This is a genomic window from Chloroflexota bacterium (assembly GCA_016219275.1).
GTDB lineage: Bacteria > Chloroflexota > Anaerolineae > UBA4142 > UBA4142 > JACRBM01.
In genome coordinates this window covers 216,439-232,752 of the sequence record JACRBM010000040.1, presented here as the reverse complement: position 1 = coordinate 232,752, position 16,314 = coordinate 216,439, and the positions used below count along the sequence as shown (strand labels likewise).

Sequence of the window (16,314 nt, the reverse complement as noted above, 5' to 3'; positions counted from 1 at the left end):
ACGATGAACCGACAAGTGAAAAACAATTTCACGCCCGCCGAGTACCTCGCGATGGAACATGCCGCCGAATCCAAGAGCGAGTACTACAATGGCAAAATCTTTGCGATGGTGGGTTGCACTACTGATCACAGTGAAATTGCCGGCAGATTGATCACTGTGCTCAATCAACAAATTGATGGCAAGTCCAAGCCCTGTCACGTCTATACCAGCGATGCACGCTTGTTCGTCAAGCGCAGTGGTCTGTTCACATATCCCGATGCCATAGTCGTGTGCGGCAAGATTCAGTACGCCGAGCAACACAACGATACGATCATGAATCCGTTGTTGATTGTCGAGGTGATATCCGAGTCCACGCGCGCGTATGATCGCGGCGCGAAATTCAACTTCTACAAACAGATTCCGAGTTTGCAAGAGTATGTGGTGGTGGAGTCGGAGCAAGCGCATGTCGAGGTGTACCGCCGCGCCGGCGATTTGTGGACGGTGGAGATGATCGAGGGCTTGGAGGCAAGCTTAAAACTCGCCGCGGTCGAGTGCGAGATTCCTCTCGCGCAAATTTACGCCAAGGCGTCGTGGCGAAAATGACGAGAATGAGCAAAGACCTTCCAGGTTACATGAGAAAACCTGGAAGGTCTTTTAATTATCCGCCGTTCCGTTTATGGGCGCGCTTGTCGGTGTACATGCCTTGATCGGCGAGACGGAACGTTTCTTCGAGTTGCCCACCCTCGGCGGTTGCCACGCCGAGCGATAAACTCAGAACCAGATCCGTGCGCCTGGTCTGAGATTCACCCAGTTTTGTCTTGATCCGTTCCAATACTTGGTCTGCCGTCCGCGCGTCCGTTTCGGGCAACAAAATGGCGAACTCGTCGCCGCCGATGCGCGCGATAATGTCGGACGTGCGCAGCGCCGACTGCAGCGCCTGCGCGATGTGGCGGAGCAATTCGTCGCCGGCGTGGTGTCCCAGGGTATCATTGGTCTCTTTCATCCGGTCCACGTCGGCGATGATCACGCTGATCGGAACAGCGCGGCTTTGTTCTAGCCGCGCGGCTTCCGCTTCAAAGAATGTGCGATTGTACAGCCCGGTGAGGGTGTCGTGCGTGCTGAGAAAGCGCAATTGTTCTTCGTCTCGTTTGCGCGCGGTAATATCTTCTTTGACGGCGACGAAATGGGTGATTTTCCCAGCCATATCGGTGATTGGCGAAATCGAGGCGGACTCCCAGTACAATTCGCCATTCTTTTTTTTGTTGTGAAATTCGCCGCGCCATTCCTTCCCCGTGAAAACCGTTTCCCATAATTCTTTGTATGCTTGGGGTGGCATCTCGCCCGATTTGAGGATGCGGGGATTTTTGCCGCGTACTTCTTCAAACGTGTATCCTGTCACGTGGGTGAATTTGGGATTGACGTACTCGATGTCGCCGACAGTATCCGTGATGACGATAGACACCGGGCTTTGCTCGATGGCGCGCGAGAGTTGGCGCAGTTGATCTTCGATCTGTTTGCGCGCCGAAATATCGCGCGACAAGCCGTACACTTCTAAATGCCCGTTGTCTGGGTTGACGACAAAGCGCGCTTTGGCTTCGGTCCACACTGTTCCGCCATGCTTGCAGGGTTGTTCGAGTTCGGCATACCCGTCAATGTGCGTCTGACCTTGCTGGAAGGCGTGGCGCCACCCTGGGAGAGCTTGCTGTAGATATGCCAGCGACTGGGGCGTGAGCGCCGCCGCCATATCTTGCGCGAGCACCTCTTCGGCGGTATAACCGCGCAGCCGCTCGACCGAGGGACTGACATAGCGAAAACGCGCGGCGTCCAAATCGAGAATCCAAATGACATCCGAAATATTTTCCGCTAAAAGCCGATACCGTTTTTCGCTCTCGCGCAAGGCGACTTCGATCCGTTGACGTTCCGCGACTTGGCGTTGCGCGTGTGCCAGGTTCTGCCGCATATTTTCCGCCAAGAGATGCGCGATGAACGCCGCAACCGTAATCGCCATCATTGCCGTAATTGCTTCTGCCAATGTCGTCACATCGGGCGCGCTCAAGAACATCGCCCACGCCACCCCACCGATCGAACCGTTCGTCAGAAAAACGAAAATTACAAAACTGCGTTTGCCCAGCGCCAGCGCCGCGAACAACACAATGATGGGGTACGCGATGATCGCAACGTCGTGAATGCCCTTGCCGGCCAGCGCAGAAAAAGTAACGACACCGAGTGTGTCGAGCGCGAGCACGATGCCGCTCGCGCGCAAATGCCCGCGCCGCAGCAAGTTCACTGGCGCGATTAGCAAGACGCCGCCGATGATGCACGTGATTACGACGGCGGAATGTCGCACGTACAAACCGATTACGATTACGAGAAAAAATGCTGTCACCGCCGCGAGCATAATCCGCAGCAAGATTCGCGCAATTTGGCGATCCTCTTCGTTTTGCCAGGTTGGCAGAGATAGCCAACGTCCCAGTCCTGCCCACATCCGTTTTGCTCCCACAAAAATGCACAATTTGTACGACTGTACCGCAATTGAAACACATTGTCAAAAATGCAAACGCCCGGCACAAATTTGTGCCAGGCGTCGCGTCTTGCATTTCGGTTATGTGAAAATTATTGGACGACCGGCAGGTTCGCGGCTTTCCACGCGTTCACGCCGCCGGAGATGTTCTTGACGTTGGTGTAACCCAGCATCTGCAGAGCCATGATCGAGAACATGCCGCGATGTCCGCTCGCGCAGGTGACGATGATCGGCGCGGCTTTGTCGGCGGGCAGTTTGTCGAGACTCTTGATCAGCGTGCGGACTGGGATGCTGATCGAACCTTCGATCTTGCCGCCGCTCGCGATTTCGCTCGCTTCACGGACATCAATCAACGTGACCTTGGTCGCCGCCATTTGATCTTTTGCCGCGGCGGGCGCGACTCCACCGTACCCATCGGGCAGCGCGGTAAACCACTTGTCGAGCGCGGCGAGCAGGTCCTTGTCGACGTCGGGCGCTTTACCGGCAACGGGTGCGGCGGGTGTGCCAGTAGCCACCGGCAAGTTCGCGGCTTTCCACGCGCCGAAACCACCGGCGAGCGACTTGACGTTGGTGTAACCTAGGAGTTGCAACGATGCCATGCCCAACGGACTACGCACGCCACTGCCGCACATGACGATGATCGGTTGATTTTTCGCGGGCAGTTTGTCGAGATTCTTCATCAGCGTGCGCGTCGGAATGTTGACTGCGCCTTCGACGAAACCGTTCGTCGTGATCTCGCTCGCTTCGCGCATATCCAGGACGAACACCTTGGTCGCGCCCATCTGGTCTTTCATCGCGGCGGGCTGAATCAAGCCGAAACCATCCGGCAACGCCGCAAAGTACTTGTCGAAGGTTGCTTTCAGATCGAACGCGGCGGCAGCCGGCGCGCCGCCCACGACCGGCAGGTTCGCGGCTTTCCAGGCATTGATGCCGTTAACCATCGCCTTGACGTTGGTATAGCCGAGCATTTGCAATGCCATCATTGCCATAGCGCCGCGATGCCCGCTCGCGCAGGTCGCGATGATCGGGGTCGCTTTGTCGCTAGGCAATTTGTCGCTCTTCAACAATGAACGAATCGAGATGTTGAGTGAACCTTCAATGTAACCCGTCGCGAATTCGCTGGCTTCGCGCACATCAAGAATGGTGACTTTGGTTGCAGCCATCTGGTCTTTGGCGGCGGTGGCTTGGATTGTGCCCCATCCGTCCGGCAAAGCCGAAAAATACTTGTCGAACGCGGCAAACAGGTCCTTGTCAACTTCGGGGGCTTTGCCCGCGACCGGCATCGCAGGCGTGCCGGTCATTACGACTGGCAGGTTCGCCGTCTTCCAACCGCGAATGCCACCCGCCATACTCTTGACATTGGTATAGCCAAGCATTTGCAATGTTGCCATCGCCATCGCGCCGCGATGACCGCCAGCGCAGGTCGTGATGATCGGTTGATCTTTCGCGGGAAGTTTATCCAAGTTTTTCAAGAACGAGCGAACTGAAATCACGACCGAACCGTCAATGTACCCGTCCGTCGCGACTTCGTTCGCTTCGCGCAAGTCGAGGATAAAGACCTTGGTCGCCGCCATTTGATCTTTCACCGCGGCGGGTTGAATCGTGCTGAAACCATCCGGCAATGCGGAAAAATACTTGTCGAGCGCGGCTTTGACGTCGAACGCCGCGGCGGGGGGCTTGGTTGGTTCAGCCGCTTTCGTCGGCGCGACGGTTGGCTTGGGGGCTTCGGTCGCTTTGGGCGCGTCCGTTGGCTTAGGCGCGGCGGTCGGCGGGATTGGTGTCGGGATCGGCATCGGCGTCGGTGTCGGTGTCGCGCACGCCACCGCCACGATTGCCAACACGAACAGCATGGCAATCAGGAAAAATTTGCGAGCATTCATTTTCTTCTTCTCCTTGGAATTTTTATCGGTAGAGCAAATTTCCAATTTGCTCCTACTTTTTCTTTTCATCCGGTTTGACAAACGCATTCTCCGGTAATTCGGCGATCCACTTGGCATGTTCCATTTTGGCATACTCTTCGGTGACGTAGCCGGTCAACATCGAAGACAGCGCATCGTACACGAGCGTAAAGTACAAGTGACCAATCATCAGCACGGTGAGACCCAGCATCGAGAGGTCGTGGATCATCGCCGCAATCGCAAGCCCATCGTAACCGAGTTGACCTTTGCCGAACCACAGCACAAACCCAGACCACGCGATAAAGTTGAACATTAGAAATGTCGCGGCGTGATGCAGTTTTTGCCCGGCGTTGATGCGCCCTTGCGGCGGCAACCCTTTTGTGCGACCCAGGAAGTACGCGGGCATGTGCTTGAACCACTCGATGTCGTCGCGCGTGTACGTGAACGATTCCTTGAGCAATTCCATCGCTTGCTTTGGATTCAGGACCACGTACAGAATCGGCAAGAGCATGAACGGGATGACCGCGATGCGATGAATCGTCCGCGTAATGCCGCCAGCGGCGAGCGGCGCAAGCGGCGACGCGATCAGGATGACGCCGCTAAACAGCAGAATGAGAAACGTCAGCACGCCGATCCAGTGCACGAGTCGCTGAGTTGGCAGGTAGCGTTTGACGAGAACCGATTCGCTAGCCATTGTCTTTCTTCTCCTTCGACTCTGCTTGCTTGGACGGTTGCTCAGCACTCTGCTCAGGTTGAACCTCCGCCGGTGTTTCAGCCGGTAGAGACGTCCGCGAAGCGTGCAACGTCTCTGCCTTTTCGCGCACGTGTTGTCGTCGTGCGATAAAGTACGCGATGCCGGTCGTTGCCAGCGCCGTGAGCGTCAACCCAACCGATACGGGTTGCACGACCTTTTGCCAGGTGTTCACCATCAATGGCATTTGCGGATCGTCGGGCAAGCCGTACACGCTGGGCTTGTCGAGCAAGAGTGTGATCAACCCCAACCCACCGAGCGGCGATTCGCCGTACAGTTGCGCGTTCGGAAAACGCGACTTGACTTGCGCGACGCGCGTTTTTAGATCCGCGAGAATTTTTTCGCGGTCGCCAAACTTGATTGCCTGGCTGGGACACGTTTGCGCGCACCACGGCGTCCCGCCATCCTTGACGAGTTCGAGGCATGCGATACATTTCGAAACGTGATTGTCCACGATGTGCGGAACCTTGAACGGACACGCGTCCGTGCAGTACCCGCACGACGAACATTTTTCCGGCTCGACAATCGTCAAACCATTCCATTTCGAAAGCGTGCCGGTCGGACAAACGGTGACGCACGGCGCGTCGCCGCAGTGAAAGCAACGATGATGCGCGAACGTGCCGAAAAAGTTGGGCGACTTGCCGGTGACAATGTCGCCGACGTTGATGAAGGTGTCGTAGAGCGGCACTTCGTTGCCAGTCTTGCACGCGACGATGCATGCCTGGCAACCGATGCAACGATCCAGATCAATCGAGTAGGCGTAACGGGTTGCCATGTCACGCCCCCGCCGTCATGTCACACCTGCACTTGCGTGCGGTGCAAGTGTTGCGAGCGGTTTTTGCGAAGCAATCCACCCCTCCCACCCCTCCCCTTACCAAGGGGAGGGCTAGGGTGGGGTTGGGGATTGCTTCGTCGCAAACTGCGCTCCTCGCAATGACAACAAAAATCTTTTCTTTCATGCCGCCCTCACTAACCGCACAAAGTTGACGCGCAAGCCAGCCCCACCGCTGATCGGATCGAGTTTGTACTTGGTTTGCAACATCGCATCACTCGCGCCGCGTTTATGCGCGCGCGTCAAACCTGGCGCGTCGTGCCCAAAGCCGTGAATCATGTACACGCAATCTTTGCGAATGCGCGGTGTCGCCTTGACCTTGATCGGACCACTCTTGACGCCGTCCTGGTTTTCGAGCATTACGCTATCGCCGTGTTTTAGACCCAGGTTTGCGGCGGCTTCGTCGTTGATCCAGACTTCGTTCTCTGCCATCAACTCGTTGAGCACCGGCGTGTTCTGCGTGCGGCTGAACGTGTGTACCGGCGAACGACCGTAGAGCAGGCGGAAGAATCCGGCGGGCGCGTCGGGCGTCGCTTCGTACTTGGGCAGTGGATCGAGTTTCGCTTTTTCCAACGCGTCCGAGAAGAATTCGAGCTTGCCGGTCGGCGTCGTGAACGGCGATGATTTCTCGGCTTCGAAATCGGCGAGGTACGCCTTGCCTTTTTGTACCGCCACGCCACCTTGCTCGCGCAGTTTACCGAGATTCAAGCCAATCGAACCGAGACGCTGATTGAGATATTCCTCAGCGGTTTTCCACTTGAAGAAATCGTCCAGACCCAGGCGCAAACCCAGTTCGCGTACCATCCACCACGCGGGTCGCGAATAGTACAACGGGTCAATCGCCGGTTCGCGCATTGCGATGTACGGTGTCTTGTGTCCGCACGCCCAGAGTTCGTCGTAGCGTTCGAGGTACGTCGCTTCGGGCAGAACGACATCCGCCCACGCGACGTGATCTTGCGGCAGTGTGTCCACGACCATCACGAAATCCAATTGTTTCAACGCTTGTTTCGTGCGCGGAACGTTCGGAATCGTGTGGAAAATGTTGCACCCGTACGCGATCAACCCCTTGATCGGATACGGCTTGCCGGTGAGCATCGGTTCGACGAGTTCTTGCATCGCCGTGCCGCCGCGCAAGAATTTCTCGCGGATGCCGTCCGCGCGCGTCTTGCCAGTCGGTCCTGGAGGCAGACCTGCCTCCTCCCCAGGGGTGGACGCTCAGCCACCCGCGCCGCTCGCGGCGGCAAAGGGTGGATGCGGAATTTCTTCGAGGAACGGCGGCTTGTTGAAATACAACCCGCCCTCGCGTCCGTACGAGCCGGTCAAGCCCAGCAAAATGTAGACGGCGCGCATTCTCTGCGTATCGTTCCCGTACCACACGACGTGCCGACCTGGGACGATGACCGAACTGGGTCGCGCCGCGCCGAACATCCGCGCGGTCTCACGAATTTTATCGGCGGGCAAGTCGGTGATTTGCGCCGCCCATTCCGGCGTGAACGTCTTGACGTGCGCCGCGAGTTTATCGAATCCTTCCGTCCACTTGGCAACGAATGCTTTGTCAATCAGATTTTCGGCGATGAGCACATTCATCCACGCGAGCAAGAGCGCGGTGTCCGTCCCAGGTTTGATTGGCAGCCACGCGTCGGCTTTCATCGCGGCGGAGGAATAGCGCGGATCAACGACGATGAGTTTCGCGCCGTTCGCGCGCGCGGTCGCCAGGTCTTGCATCATCGTGTTGCGCGCGTCCTCGCCGATGTGTGTGCCGATGAGCACGACGCATTTCGATTTTTCCCAGTCCACCGGCTCGTGATTGCCAATCGAGCGACCGGTCGTGATGATGGACGCTTCTTCGCGCGGCGCGGTGCACATCGTCACCGATGCTTTCGCCGCGTTGACCGTGCCGTACGCCTGCGCGAAATAATCGGTGAACCAGAAATCGCCGGACGTGTGTCCGAAAATCGCAAGCGATTCGGGTCCGTGTTGATCGCGCAATTTTTTCAACGCGTTCGCGGAATAATCCAACGCCTCTTCCCACGAAACGTTTTTGAATTTGCCTTCGCCGCGCTCGCCCGTGCGAATCATCGGTTGTTTCAAGCGGTCGGGATCGTACAAAAACGAAACGCCGGCTTGCCCGCGCGCACACAACATCCCGCGCGATTTCGGATCTTTCGGGTTGCCGTCAATTTTGTAGACGCGATTGCCGACGCTCTGGACGACGATGCCGCACCGCCACGGACAAATGTCGCAATAGTTGTACGTGGTCTTGACTTGCCCTTTGAACCACGGCGGAGTCACGCCGAGTTTCGCCAAGCCCTCGGTCAACGACCAGAACGCGCGGTCGAGAAACAGGAACGCGCCCGCGCTCGACGCGGAGGTTTTCAAAAAACTCCGCCGAGTCATTCCTGAATTGTAATCAACCATAAACACCTTTCCAACGCGATGCATAAAAAATGCCCCTCTCGAACGGGGTCGAGAGAGGCATACAGTACCTGCAAAAAGATGGACGAGCGACTTTACTCGTGCTTTCCTTCACTATCACTATATCCCACATTGGTTATAAAGTCAAGCAATTTTCAAATGATTATCTATTTGATTATTTTATTATTCATCAAAACTTTGTTTATTACAAGCCAACTCTGACCAGCCGAAATCAAATAACGCGAATAATAACGCGGATAAACGCGGATAAAAAGTCCGCGTTCATCCGCGCGCGAAGCGGTCCGCGTCCCAAACAAATGGCGGCTAAGTCAGGTCGTGTGTGCGCCGCTTGACCGCATCGAAAATCGTTTGGAGTGGTACGCGCTGTTCGCGCGCGATGCGCGCACAATCGTCGTACTCGGGCGTCACCGTTTGCGCGCCGTTCGGTCGGCGCGCGAGTTTGGCTTGGACCGCGCCGAATTCGGTGGCGACCGAGATGATTTCGCGCGCGAGTGTGTGGCGTTGGACGATTTGTTCGCGCACGCCCAACGTCGTCGTCTCGTTCAGAATGATCGCGCGCAGATCGGCGGCGCGTTCGAGTGGCGCGAACACGCGCAGCCAGGTGCCTGGACGATTCTTTTTCATTTGCATCGGCGTCAGTGTCACGTCGAGCGCGCCCGCTTCAAACAAACGCGCCATCACGAAATCGTACGTTTGCGGATTCATGTCGTCAATGTTCGTTTCCAATTCGACGATGGATTCCATCACCGCGCCATCGGGTTCGCGCGCGCCAAGCATCACGCGCAACACGTTCGGTGTGGGATCATCGCGCGTGCCTGCGCCGTAACCGATCGCGTGCAGGGTTATGCGCGGCAGCGCGCCGTACGCGTGCGCGAGCGTCGTGAGAATCGCGGCGGCGGTCGGTGTCACGGTTTCGCGTTCGCCGTCTACGCCGACAATCGGCGCGCCTTGCACGAGCGCGAGCGTCGCCGGCGCGGGAAGCGGGAAACTGCCGTGCGCCATCGTGACGCGTCCGCGCGCGAGCGGAAACGGCGAAACGACGACGCGCGCGACGCCGAGCAAACGCAAACCCATCACACTCCCGACGACATCCACAATCGTATCGAGTCCGCCGATCTCGTGAAGATGAACCCGGTCGAGTGGTTGATCGTGAATTTGCGCTTCGACTTTACCGAGTCGCGTGAGGATGCGCGCGCACGTGGTTTGCGCGTCCGCCGGCAAACGACTCGCGGCAATCACGTCGAGCAAATCGCGGAGATGGCGTTCGGTCGTTTCATCGTTCACGCGCACATCGAGCCAGGTCGCCGCGATGCCGCGCCGGGTGACGCGCTGGGTTTCAAACGACCAACCTGGGAGCGCCAGTCCGGCGAGCGCTTCGCGCAGCGCGTCGAGTTCCAGCCCGGCGTCGAGCAGCGCGGCGAGAATCATATTGCCGCTCGCCCCGCCGATCAGATCAAAATAAATCGTGTCATTTTTCATCATGCGGTTTTCCGTGTTCGAGAATTGATCAGGTGCGCGAGGTAGCCCGCGCCAAATCCGTTGTCAATGTTGACGACCGCGATGCCGGGCGCGCACGCGTTCAGCATCGTCATCAATGCCGCGACGCCGCCCAAGCCGGTGCCGTAGCCGATGCTCGTCGGCAACGCGATCACCGGGCACGCGACCAGTCCGCCGATGACGGCGGGCAACGCGCCGTCCATCCCCGCGACGACGATAATCACGTTCGCTTCACTCAGTTTGTCGCGCGCGTCGAGCAAGCGATGGATCCCGGCGACACCGACATCGTACAGTTTGACGATGCGGCTACCCATCGCTTGCGCGGTGAGCGCGGCTTCTTCCGCGATGGGCAAGTCGGCGGTTCCGGCGCACGCGACCAGAATCATCGCGTCGGCGTTCCTGGGTTCGGGCAACGCGCCGAGTGTGACGATGCGCGCGTCGGGAAAATATCGCGCGTGCGGCAAGACCGCCGCAATCGCGCGAAACGTTTCGGGCGTCACGCGCGTGCCCATCACGAGTCCGTTCGCGTGCTCGCGCGCTAACTGTTGCAGGATCGCGACGGTGTGTTCGGTGCGCTTGCCCTCGCAAAAAACGACTTCGGGAAAACCCTGGCGCAACGCGCGATGATGATCGAGCCGCGCGAAACCCAGGTCTTGGTACGGCAAATCCTTGAGTCGCGCGAACGCGTCGTCAACCGAGCGTTCGCCTTCACGCACTTGTTCGAGAACCTCGCGCAACGAATCGGCATTCATAATCGTTCCACCCGCGGCGCGGCGTTGCCGTTGAGACTGCCCATCCGATAACCGTCCAGGTTGAGCATCACCTCGCTAAAACCGAGTGCGTTCAACTGCGCGACAATCGCGGCGCGCTGATCGCGCACGCGCGCCATCGCCTCCGGCGCGACCTCGATGCGCGCCGCATCGCCGAGATGACGCACGCGCACTTGACCGAGATTCAACGCGCTTAAGTACGCCTCGGCGCGCTCGACCTGGGACAAGGATTCGAGTGTGATGCGCGTGCCGTACGGAATGCGCGACGAGAGGCACGCGGCGGCGGGCTTGTCCCAGTTCGGCAATCCGTATGTGCGCGCGAGTTCGCGAATTTCCGCTTTGGTCAAGCCGACTTCTTGGAGCGGACTGCGAATGCCGCGCTCCTGCGCCGCGCGACGTCCTGGTCGTACGTCGTGCGCGTCGTCGGCGTTGTTGCCGTCCACGACGACGCGAAATCCTTCGCGTTCTGCTAGCGCGGCGAGTGCGTCGTACGTGTGGGTTTTGCAAAAGTAACAACGGTCGGGCGGATTGTTCAGGTAGCGCGCGTCGCTCATTTCGGAAATCGGAATGCAGAGATGGCGCGCGCCGATTTGCGCGGCGATGGCTTGCGCTTGACGCAAATCATCACGCGGCAAACTCGGCGAGTCGGCGGTGACGGCGAGCGCGGCATCTCCCAGTACGTCATGCGCGACCTTGAGCACGAGCGTGCTGTCCACGCCGCCCGAATACGCGACGACGACGGATTCCATCGCGCGCAGTAGATCTTGCAATTGTTCAAGCTTATCGTTCATCAGACCTCCAGATTTTATCAGTTCAACACAGTCTGTCATTGCGAGCCGCGAAGCGGTTGCGAAGTAATCCCCAATATTGTTTGCCTAAAAAGTTACTTGGGGATTGCTTCGTTGCAAACTGCACTCCTCGCAATGACAACCTGAGTAGAACGGGAAAACAAAAAAGCCATTGAGGGACGCTCCGACTTCGAGTCGGAAATCACCTTCATGGCTTGTACATCACCCGTATTCAATTGTTTCGCGAGAACGGACAATCAGAAAACGCGCTGCGCGCGGCGGCGCATCCAGAGTCGGCAATCTTCAGATTGCACGAACTGATTTCATATCAGCGGGGCAGACTATACACGGCGCGCGCAAAAAAGTCAAACGCGCGGGGCGAGCGATTCTTTGATGATCGCGATTGCCGCGCCGATTTGTTTGGCGAGTGGTTTGCTTTCGATGCCGATGATTTCGAAATGCGATTGATTGACCGGCAACAGCAACTTGCGCGCACGCGCACCCGCGACCGCTTGCGCAATTTCCGGCGTGATCTCGCCCATCATCGAATTCGGTACGATGACGCCGATGGGCGCGACGATAAAATCTGCCGCGCCGACCGACACGCGAATCGCGTTCTCGCCGCTCGCGCCGCGACTCGCCTTGGCTTGCATCATGCGATCGGTGGCGACGGCGTTCGCGCCCAACGCGAGGATTTCGATCTCCGGTAATTCTTGGCGCAACTGGGTGACGATTTGAACGCCGATGCCGCCGCCCATCCCATCAATGACTGCGACGATCATGCTTTCACAACGGCTCAGAGATGTGACATGACCGGCGTGCCGATCTCCGCCCAGTCGAAGAACCATTTCGCGTCGTCAATCGTGAGGTTGACGCAACCGTGACTCATCGGCTGACCGAAATTGCGATGCCAGTACGTGCCGTGAATCGCGTACGCGCCGGTAAAGTACATCACCCAGGGCACGCCAGGCAAATAGTACGAATCGGCGCCGTACCCGCCGCTCATCGTTTGCGATTTGATTTTGGTGTAGACCGCAAAGCGTCCCGCCGGGGTGGGGTGCCACGCGACGCCGGTCGAAACGAGGACCGCTTTGAGTGGCGCGCTGCCTTGATACGCGGTGATCGTTTGCTTGCTGATGTTCACGTCAATCCATTTGCCGGTTGTGGGTGGCGCCGGCGAGGCGCCCACGATGGGCAGCGGTGCGGGCGCGGGGGCTGGCGCGGGTTGCGTCGCGGAAGCCGGGGCGTTGCGTCCTGGCACGTTCAAGCGTTGACCCGTGTAGATAAAGTTTTGATTCGTCAAGCCGTTCGCTTGCATCAACGAGCTGATTGTTGTGCCATGACGCGCGGCGATGGTGCCGAGCGTGTCGCCGCCGACGACTGTATAAACGCTGCCGGTCGGCGCAGGATTGGCAGGCGCGGGCGAAAAAGAACCGGCGGGGATGACGAGTTTTTGACCGGCGTAAACGATGTTCGCGTTGGGAATTGCATTCGCGCGCATCAGCGCAGCCAATGACGTGCCGCTCCGCGCGGCGATCGCGGCGAGCGTATCGCCCCACCGCACGACGACGAAACCAGGACTCGCGGCGGCGGCGCGTGGCGTCACCGCGAGCGTCAATCCGATGAGCACGGACATTATAAGAATGAAGCGAGAAATCTTCATCGAAACTCCTCCTGAACATTCACGATCCGAGAAAGGCACTCTCTTTTCTCGATGCGCCCATCTTAACACAATCGCGCGAATCCATCAAGTCGGGTTACGTAAGATGAAATTCCCTCCCCGGCGAAAGCGGGGGAGGGTTAGGGTGGGGTCGAGGTCGGGATTATTTCAATCGCGTGAGGCGCGCGCCTTTTTTGCTGATGCCGACGAGATGGGATTTGCCTTCGATCTTCATTCGCTTGGCGACGCGTTCCATCGCCGCGGCGATTTCGTCGTCGGCGTGGTCGGTGAACGCGATGATGCTCGGTCCCGCGCCGCTGAGCGCGACGCCGCGCGCGCCGGCTTGGCGCGCCGCGTCGCACAACTCGTTCATGCCGTGCACCAACTGGACGCGGTACGGTTGATGCAGTTTGTCGCGCGTCGCGAGGTTGAGCCAGTCCCAGCGCCGCTCGTACAGCGCGGTGATCCAGAGTGCGGTGCGTCCCGCGTTATAAATCGCGTCGCCGCGCGGAATGCGCGTCGGCAAAATGCCGCGCGATTTTTTAGTCAGCACCGGATAATTCGGCACGAAGATGACGGCGCGCAAATCGCGCGGCACGTCAATGCGAACCGCGTGGACGAGTTTGCCCTCTTGTACGGCGACGACCAAGCCGCCGAGCAGTGCGGGCGTCACATTGTCCGGATGTCCTTCGATATGCGTCGCGAGTGAAAGTAATTGTGCGCGCGAAAAGCAATCGCCCATCAACGCGTTCGCGGCGAGAATGCCGCTCACGAGCGCGGCAGAACTCGAACCCAGTCCGCTCGCAATCGGCACTTCGGCATTCATCTTGACGCGCACCGGCGGCAGTTTGCGCCCGGCGAGTTTGAATCCTTCGATCATGCCTTGAATGACCGCGTTACTTTTATCGCGCGGCAAATTATCTGGACAGATAATCTCCAGCCCACGCGCGAGCGTTTCAACCTCGACGGTGTTCCACCAATCGAGCGCGATGCCAATACAATCGAACCCAGGTCCAAGGTTAGCAGAGGTAGCAGGTACGCGAATGCGAAGTTTCATTTTTGATTTTTGATTTTCGATTGCCGATTTTCGATTGAAATTTTCCGATTCGCATAAATCGCAAATCGCAAATCGAAAATCATAAATCCAATGCCTTTGTTAGCGCATCCATCGTCGCCGGCAATGCTGGCGGAATGCTCGCTTGCGCGATGGCATTGTCTGGGTCTTTGAGACCATTGCCGGTTAAGATGCAAACGATGCGTGCGCCTTGCGGCACGCTTCGCGGGTTCGCGCGTTTGAGTTTCATAATTCCGGCGACGCCGGCGGCAGACGCTGGCTCGCAGAACACGCCTTCGCGCTCGGCGAGAAACCGGTACGCCGCGAGAATTTCTTCATCGGTGACGGCTTCGATCAGTCCGCCGGATTCATCGCGCGCATTCGTCGCGCCGCGCCATGATGCTGGGTTGCCGATGCGAATCGCGGTCGCAATCGTTTGCGGGTTTTCAACCGGCGCGCCGTTGACGATGGGCGCGGCGCCCGCGGCTTGAAAGCCAAACATCTTGGGCAGTTTCGATTTCCCCGCGCGATGATATTCGTTGAACCCGCGCCAGTACGCGGTGATGTTGCCGGCATTGCCGACCGGCAGCGCGAGAATATCCGGCGCATCACCGAGTGCGTCCACGATTTCAAATGCACCGGTCTTTTGCCCTTCGATGCGATATGGATTGATCGAGTTGACGAGTGTGACACTTGCCCCGCCAGGGGTTGATCCTTGCTCCGCGAGTTCGCGCACGAGGTTGAGCGCGACGTCAAAGTTGCCTTCGATGGGCAGGACGCGCGCGTGATGAATGATCGCTTGCGACAGTTTGCCGAGTGCGATTTTGCCGGACGGAATGACAACCGCGCACGTCAGCCCGGCGCGCGCCGCGTACGCCGCCGCGCTCGCGGACGTGTTGCCGGTCGAAGCGCAGATGACCGCGCGCGATTTTTCTTCGACTGCTTTCGCAATCGCGACAACCATTCCGCGATCTTTGAACGAGCCGGTCGGATTGCATCCTTCGAGTTTCAGCCACACATCCGCGCCGGTCTCGCGCGAAATGGCGGGCGCGTGGACGAGCGGCGTGTCGCCTTCGCCGAGCGAAAGCGGGGGAGTGCTAGGTGTGATGGGTAGATAAATGCGGTAACGTGAAATGAGTCCATTCATAATGTTCCTTGAGTATTGTATTTGGCGCGGCTGTTGAAACCGGTCAGGTTCGCCTGCGGCGAAAACCTGACCGGTCTTTCTTAAACACATCAAGCATCCACGCTAGGCGGTTTGCAATTCGCGGCGTGCGCGGGGTGAACGTTTTGGCGTGCGGCGCAAGTGACCGTACTTGCGCCGCAATAATTCAAGTTGCTCTTGCTCCGAAAGCCGCGCCAATTTTTGTTCCGCTTTTTTCTGCAACGCGCGTTTCAAAGCCACCGCGTCAACATTTTCAGTTTTCATTCAACACCTCGCTCGGACTGCGAATCTCAATTATTGGATAACCCCGTTTCAAATTCACCGCGTTAAACCGGCGAATCCGATTGAGATTCACAATGTGCTTGAAATTCCAACTCACCAACACATCTACCCGTGCCACCGTCGCAATCGCAATGTGCCGCGCATCAGATTGACTCGATTCTGCCACCGCTCCATCGAGGAGATATGCGTTTGCCAACGCTAGCGCTTCCTCGTCAAGTGAAACGTACTCCACACTATCGGCGGGCAGATCGTTCAGCAGTTGGCGGACGCGCAACGGCGCTTCTTCAAGTTCGAGCAGTAACAAATCGGAAGCCACCGCAATTTTTTTGCCGCCGTTGAATTCATGCCACAGTTGCATGGATTCTTTTGCGTATTCTTTGTCGAAACAGCCACCCACCACCGAAGTGTCAATGTAAATGCGCGGAATCATTTTCCCTCCGCTTGGATTATCATCCCAACTTACGCGGGTTGTCAACTTGATATTTGAACGCGCCGGTCGGGTTGCACCCTTCGAGTTTCAGCCACACATCCGCGCCGGTATCGCGCGAGATTGCCGGCGCGTGAACGAGCGGCGTGTCGCCTTCGCCGAGTGAGAGCGGGGGAGTGGAATTGGTAAGTGGTAAATAATTGCGGTAGGTGGTGAGTAGACCTTTCATAAGCTCCTGTTGAATATATAGCAAA

The 16,314-nt window shown here is 58.0% G+C and carries 17 protein-coding genes; 1 reads left to right on the top strand and 16 read right to left on the bottom strand.

The features are described 5' to 3' along the window. The first annotated feature begins 3 nt into the window (after window positions 1-3). Window positions 4-582, top strand: coding sequence for a Uma2 family endonuclease (locus tag HY868_10170; GenBank protein ID MBI5302493.1), 579 nt, complete (start codon window positions 4-6; stop codon window positions 580-582). A gap of 55 nt (window positions 583-637) precedes the next feature. Here HY868_10170 and HY868_10165 read toward each other — a convergent pair whose 3' ends face one another. From HY868_10165 to HY868_10090, 16 genes are all read right to left on the bottom strand, one after another. Next, window positions 638-2,464, bottom strand: coding sequence for a PAS domain S-box protein (locus tag HY868_10165; protein ID MBI5302492.1), 1,827 nt, complete (start codon window positions 2,462-2,464; stop codon window positions 638-640). A gap of 128 nt (window positions 2,465-2,592) precedes the next feature. Then, window positions 2,593-4,380: a hypothetical protein gene (locus HY868_10160; protein ID MBI5302491.1), complete on the bottom strand. Its 1,788-nt coding sequence runs from the start codon at window positions 4,378-4,380 to the stop codon at window positions 2,593-2,595. A gap of 52 nt (window positions 4,381-4,432) precedes the next feature. Further along, a complete protein-coding gene (locus HY868_10155; GenBank protein ID MBI5302490.1) occupies window positions 4,433-5,092 on the bottom strand; it encodes a cytochrome b/b6 domain-containing protein in 660 nt (219 codons plus the stop codon). Continuing rightward, window positions 5,085-5,924 (bottom strand): 4Fe-4S dicluster domain-containing protein, encoded by an 840-nt coding sequence (locus HY868_10150; protein ID MBI5302489.1) that lies wholly within the window; start codon window positions 5,922-5,924, stop codon window positions 5,085-5,087. Before HY868_10150 ends, HY868_10155 begins: the two co-directional genes overlap by 8 nt. A 180-nt stretch (window positions 5,925-6,104) precedes the next feature. Further along, window positions 6,105-7,097: a molybdopterin-dependent oxidoreductase gene (locus tag HY868_10145; GenBank protein MBI5302488.1), complete on the bottom strand. Its 993-nt coding sequence runs from the start codon at window positions 7,095-7,097 to the stop codon at window positions 6,105-6,107. Between the two features lie 99 nt (window positions 7,098-7,196). Beyond that, window positions 7,197-8,360, bottom strand: a complete 1,164-nt coding sequence (locus HY868_10140) for a molybdopterin-dependent oxidoreductase (GenBank protein MBI5302487.1) — start codon at window positions 8,358-8,360, stop codon at window positions 7,197-7,199. Window positions 8,361-8,720: 360 nt separating this feature from the next. After that, window positions 8,721-9,899 carry a nickel pincer cofactor biosynthesis protein LarC gene (gene larC, locus HY868_10135; protein ID MBI5302486.1) on the bottom strand — a complete coding sequence of 393 codons (1,179 nt, stop codon included), beginning with the start codon at window positions 9,897-9,899 and terminating at the stop codon, window positions 8,721-8,723. Beyond that, on the bottom strand, window positions 9,896-10,666 hold the full coding sequence (gene larB, locus HY868_10130) for a nickel pincer cofactor biosynthesis protein LarB (GenBank protein MBI5302485.1): 771 nt from the start codon (window positions 10,664-10,666) through the stop codon (window positions 9,896-9,898). Before larB ends, larC begins: the two co-directional genes overlap by 4 nt. Beyond that, entirely contained in the window at window positions 10,663-11,475 is an 813-nt protein-coding gene (larE, locus tag HY868_10125; GenBank protein MBI5302484.1) for an ATP-dependent sacrificial sulfur transferase LarE, read from the bottom strand. The genes larB and larE overlap by 4 nt, the downstream gene beginning before the upstream one ends. 362 nt (window positions 11,476-11,837) lie before the next feature. Next, window positions 11,838-12,254, bottom strand: a complete 417-nt coding sequence (locus HY868_10120; GenBank protein ID MBI5302483.1) for a DUF3842 family protein — start codon at window positions 12,252-12,254, stop codon at window positions 11,838-11,840. A 14-nt stretch (window positions 12,255-12,268) separates the two neighbouring features. Continuing rightward, a complete protein-coding gene (locus HY868_10115) occupies window positions 12,269-13,135 on the bottom strand; it encodes a LysM peptidoglycan-binding domain-containing protein (protein MBI5302482.1) in 867 nt (288 codons plus the stop codon). A 160-nt stretch (window positions 13,136-13,295) separates the two neighbouring features. Beyond that, window positions 13,296-14,189 carry a homoserine kinase gene (locus HY868_10110; GenBank protein MBI5302481.1) on the bottom strand — a complete coding sequence of 298 codons (894 nt, stop codon included), beginning with the start codon at window positions 14,187-14,189 and terminating at the stop codon, window positions 13,296-13,298. Window positions 14,190-14,268: 79 nt separating this feature from the next. Then, window positions 14,269-15,333, bottom strand: coding sequence for a threonine synthase (locus HY868_10105; protein ID MBI5302480.1), 1,065 nt, complete (start codon window positions 15,331-15,333; stop codon window positions 14,269-14,271). Between the two features lie 102 nt (window positions 15,334-15,435). After that, window positions 15,436-15,615, bottom strand: a complete 180-nt coding sequence (locus HY868_10100; GenBank protein MBI5302479.1) for a hypothetical protein — start codon at window positions 15,613-15,615, stop codon at window positions 15,436-15,438. Then, window positions 15,605-16,063: a PIN domain protein gene (locus HY868_10095; GenBank protein MBI5302478.1), complete on the bottom strand. Its 459-nt coding sequence runs from the start codon at window positions 16,061-16,063 to the stop codon at window positions 15,605-15,607. Before HY868_10095 ends, HY868_10100 begins: the two co-directional genes overlap by 11 nt. A 19-nt stretch (window positions 16,064-16,082) precedes the next feature. After that, a complete protein-coding gene (locus HY868_10090; GenBank protein MBI5302477.1) occupies window positions 16,083-16,289 on the bottom strand; it encodes a pyridoxal-phosphate dependent enzyme in 207 nt (68 codons plus the stop codon). Window positions 16,290-16,314 lie beyond the last annotated feature (25 nt).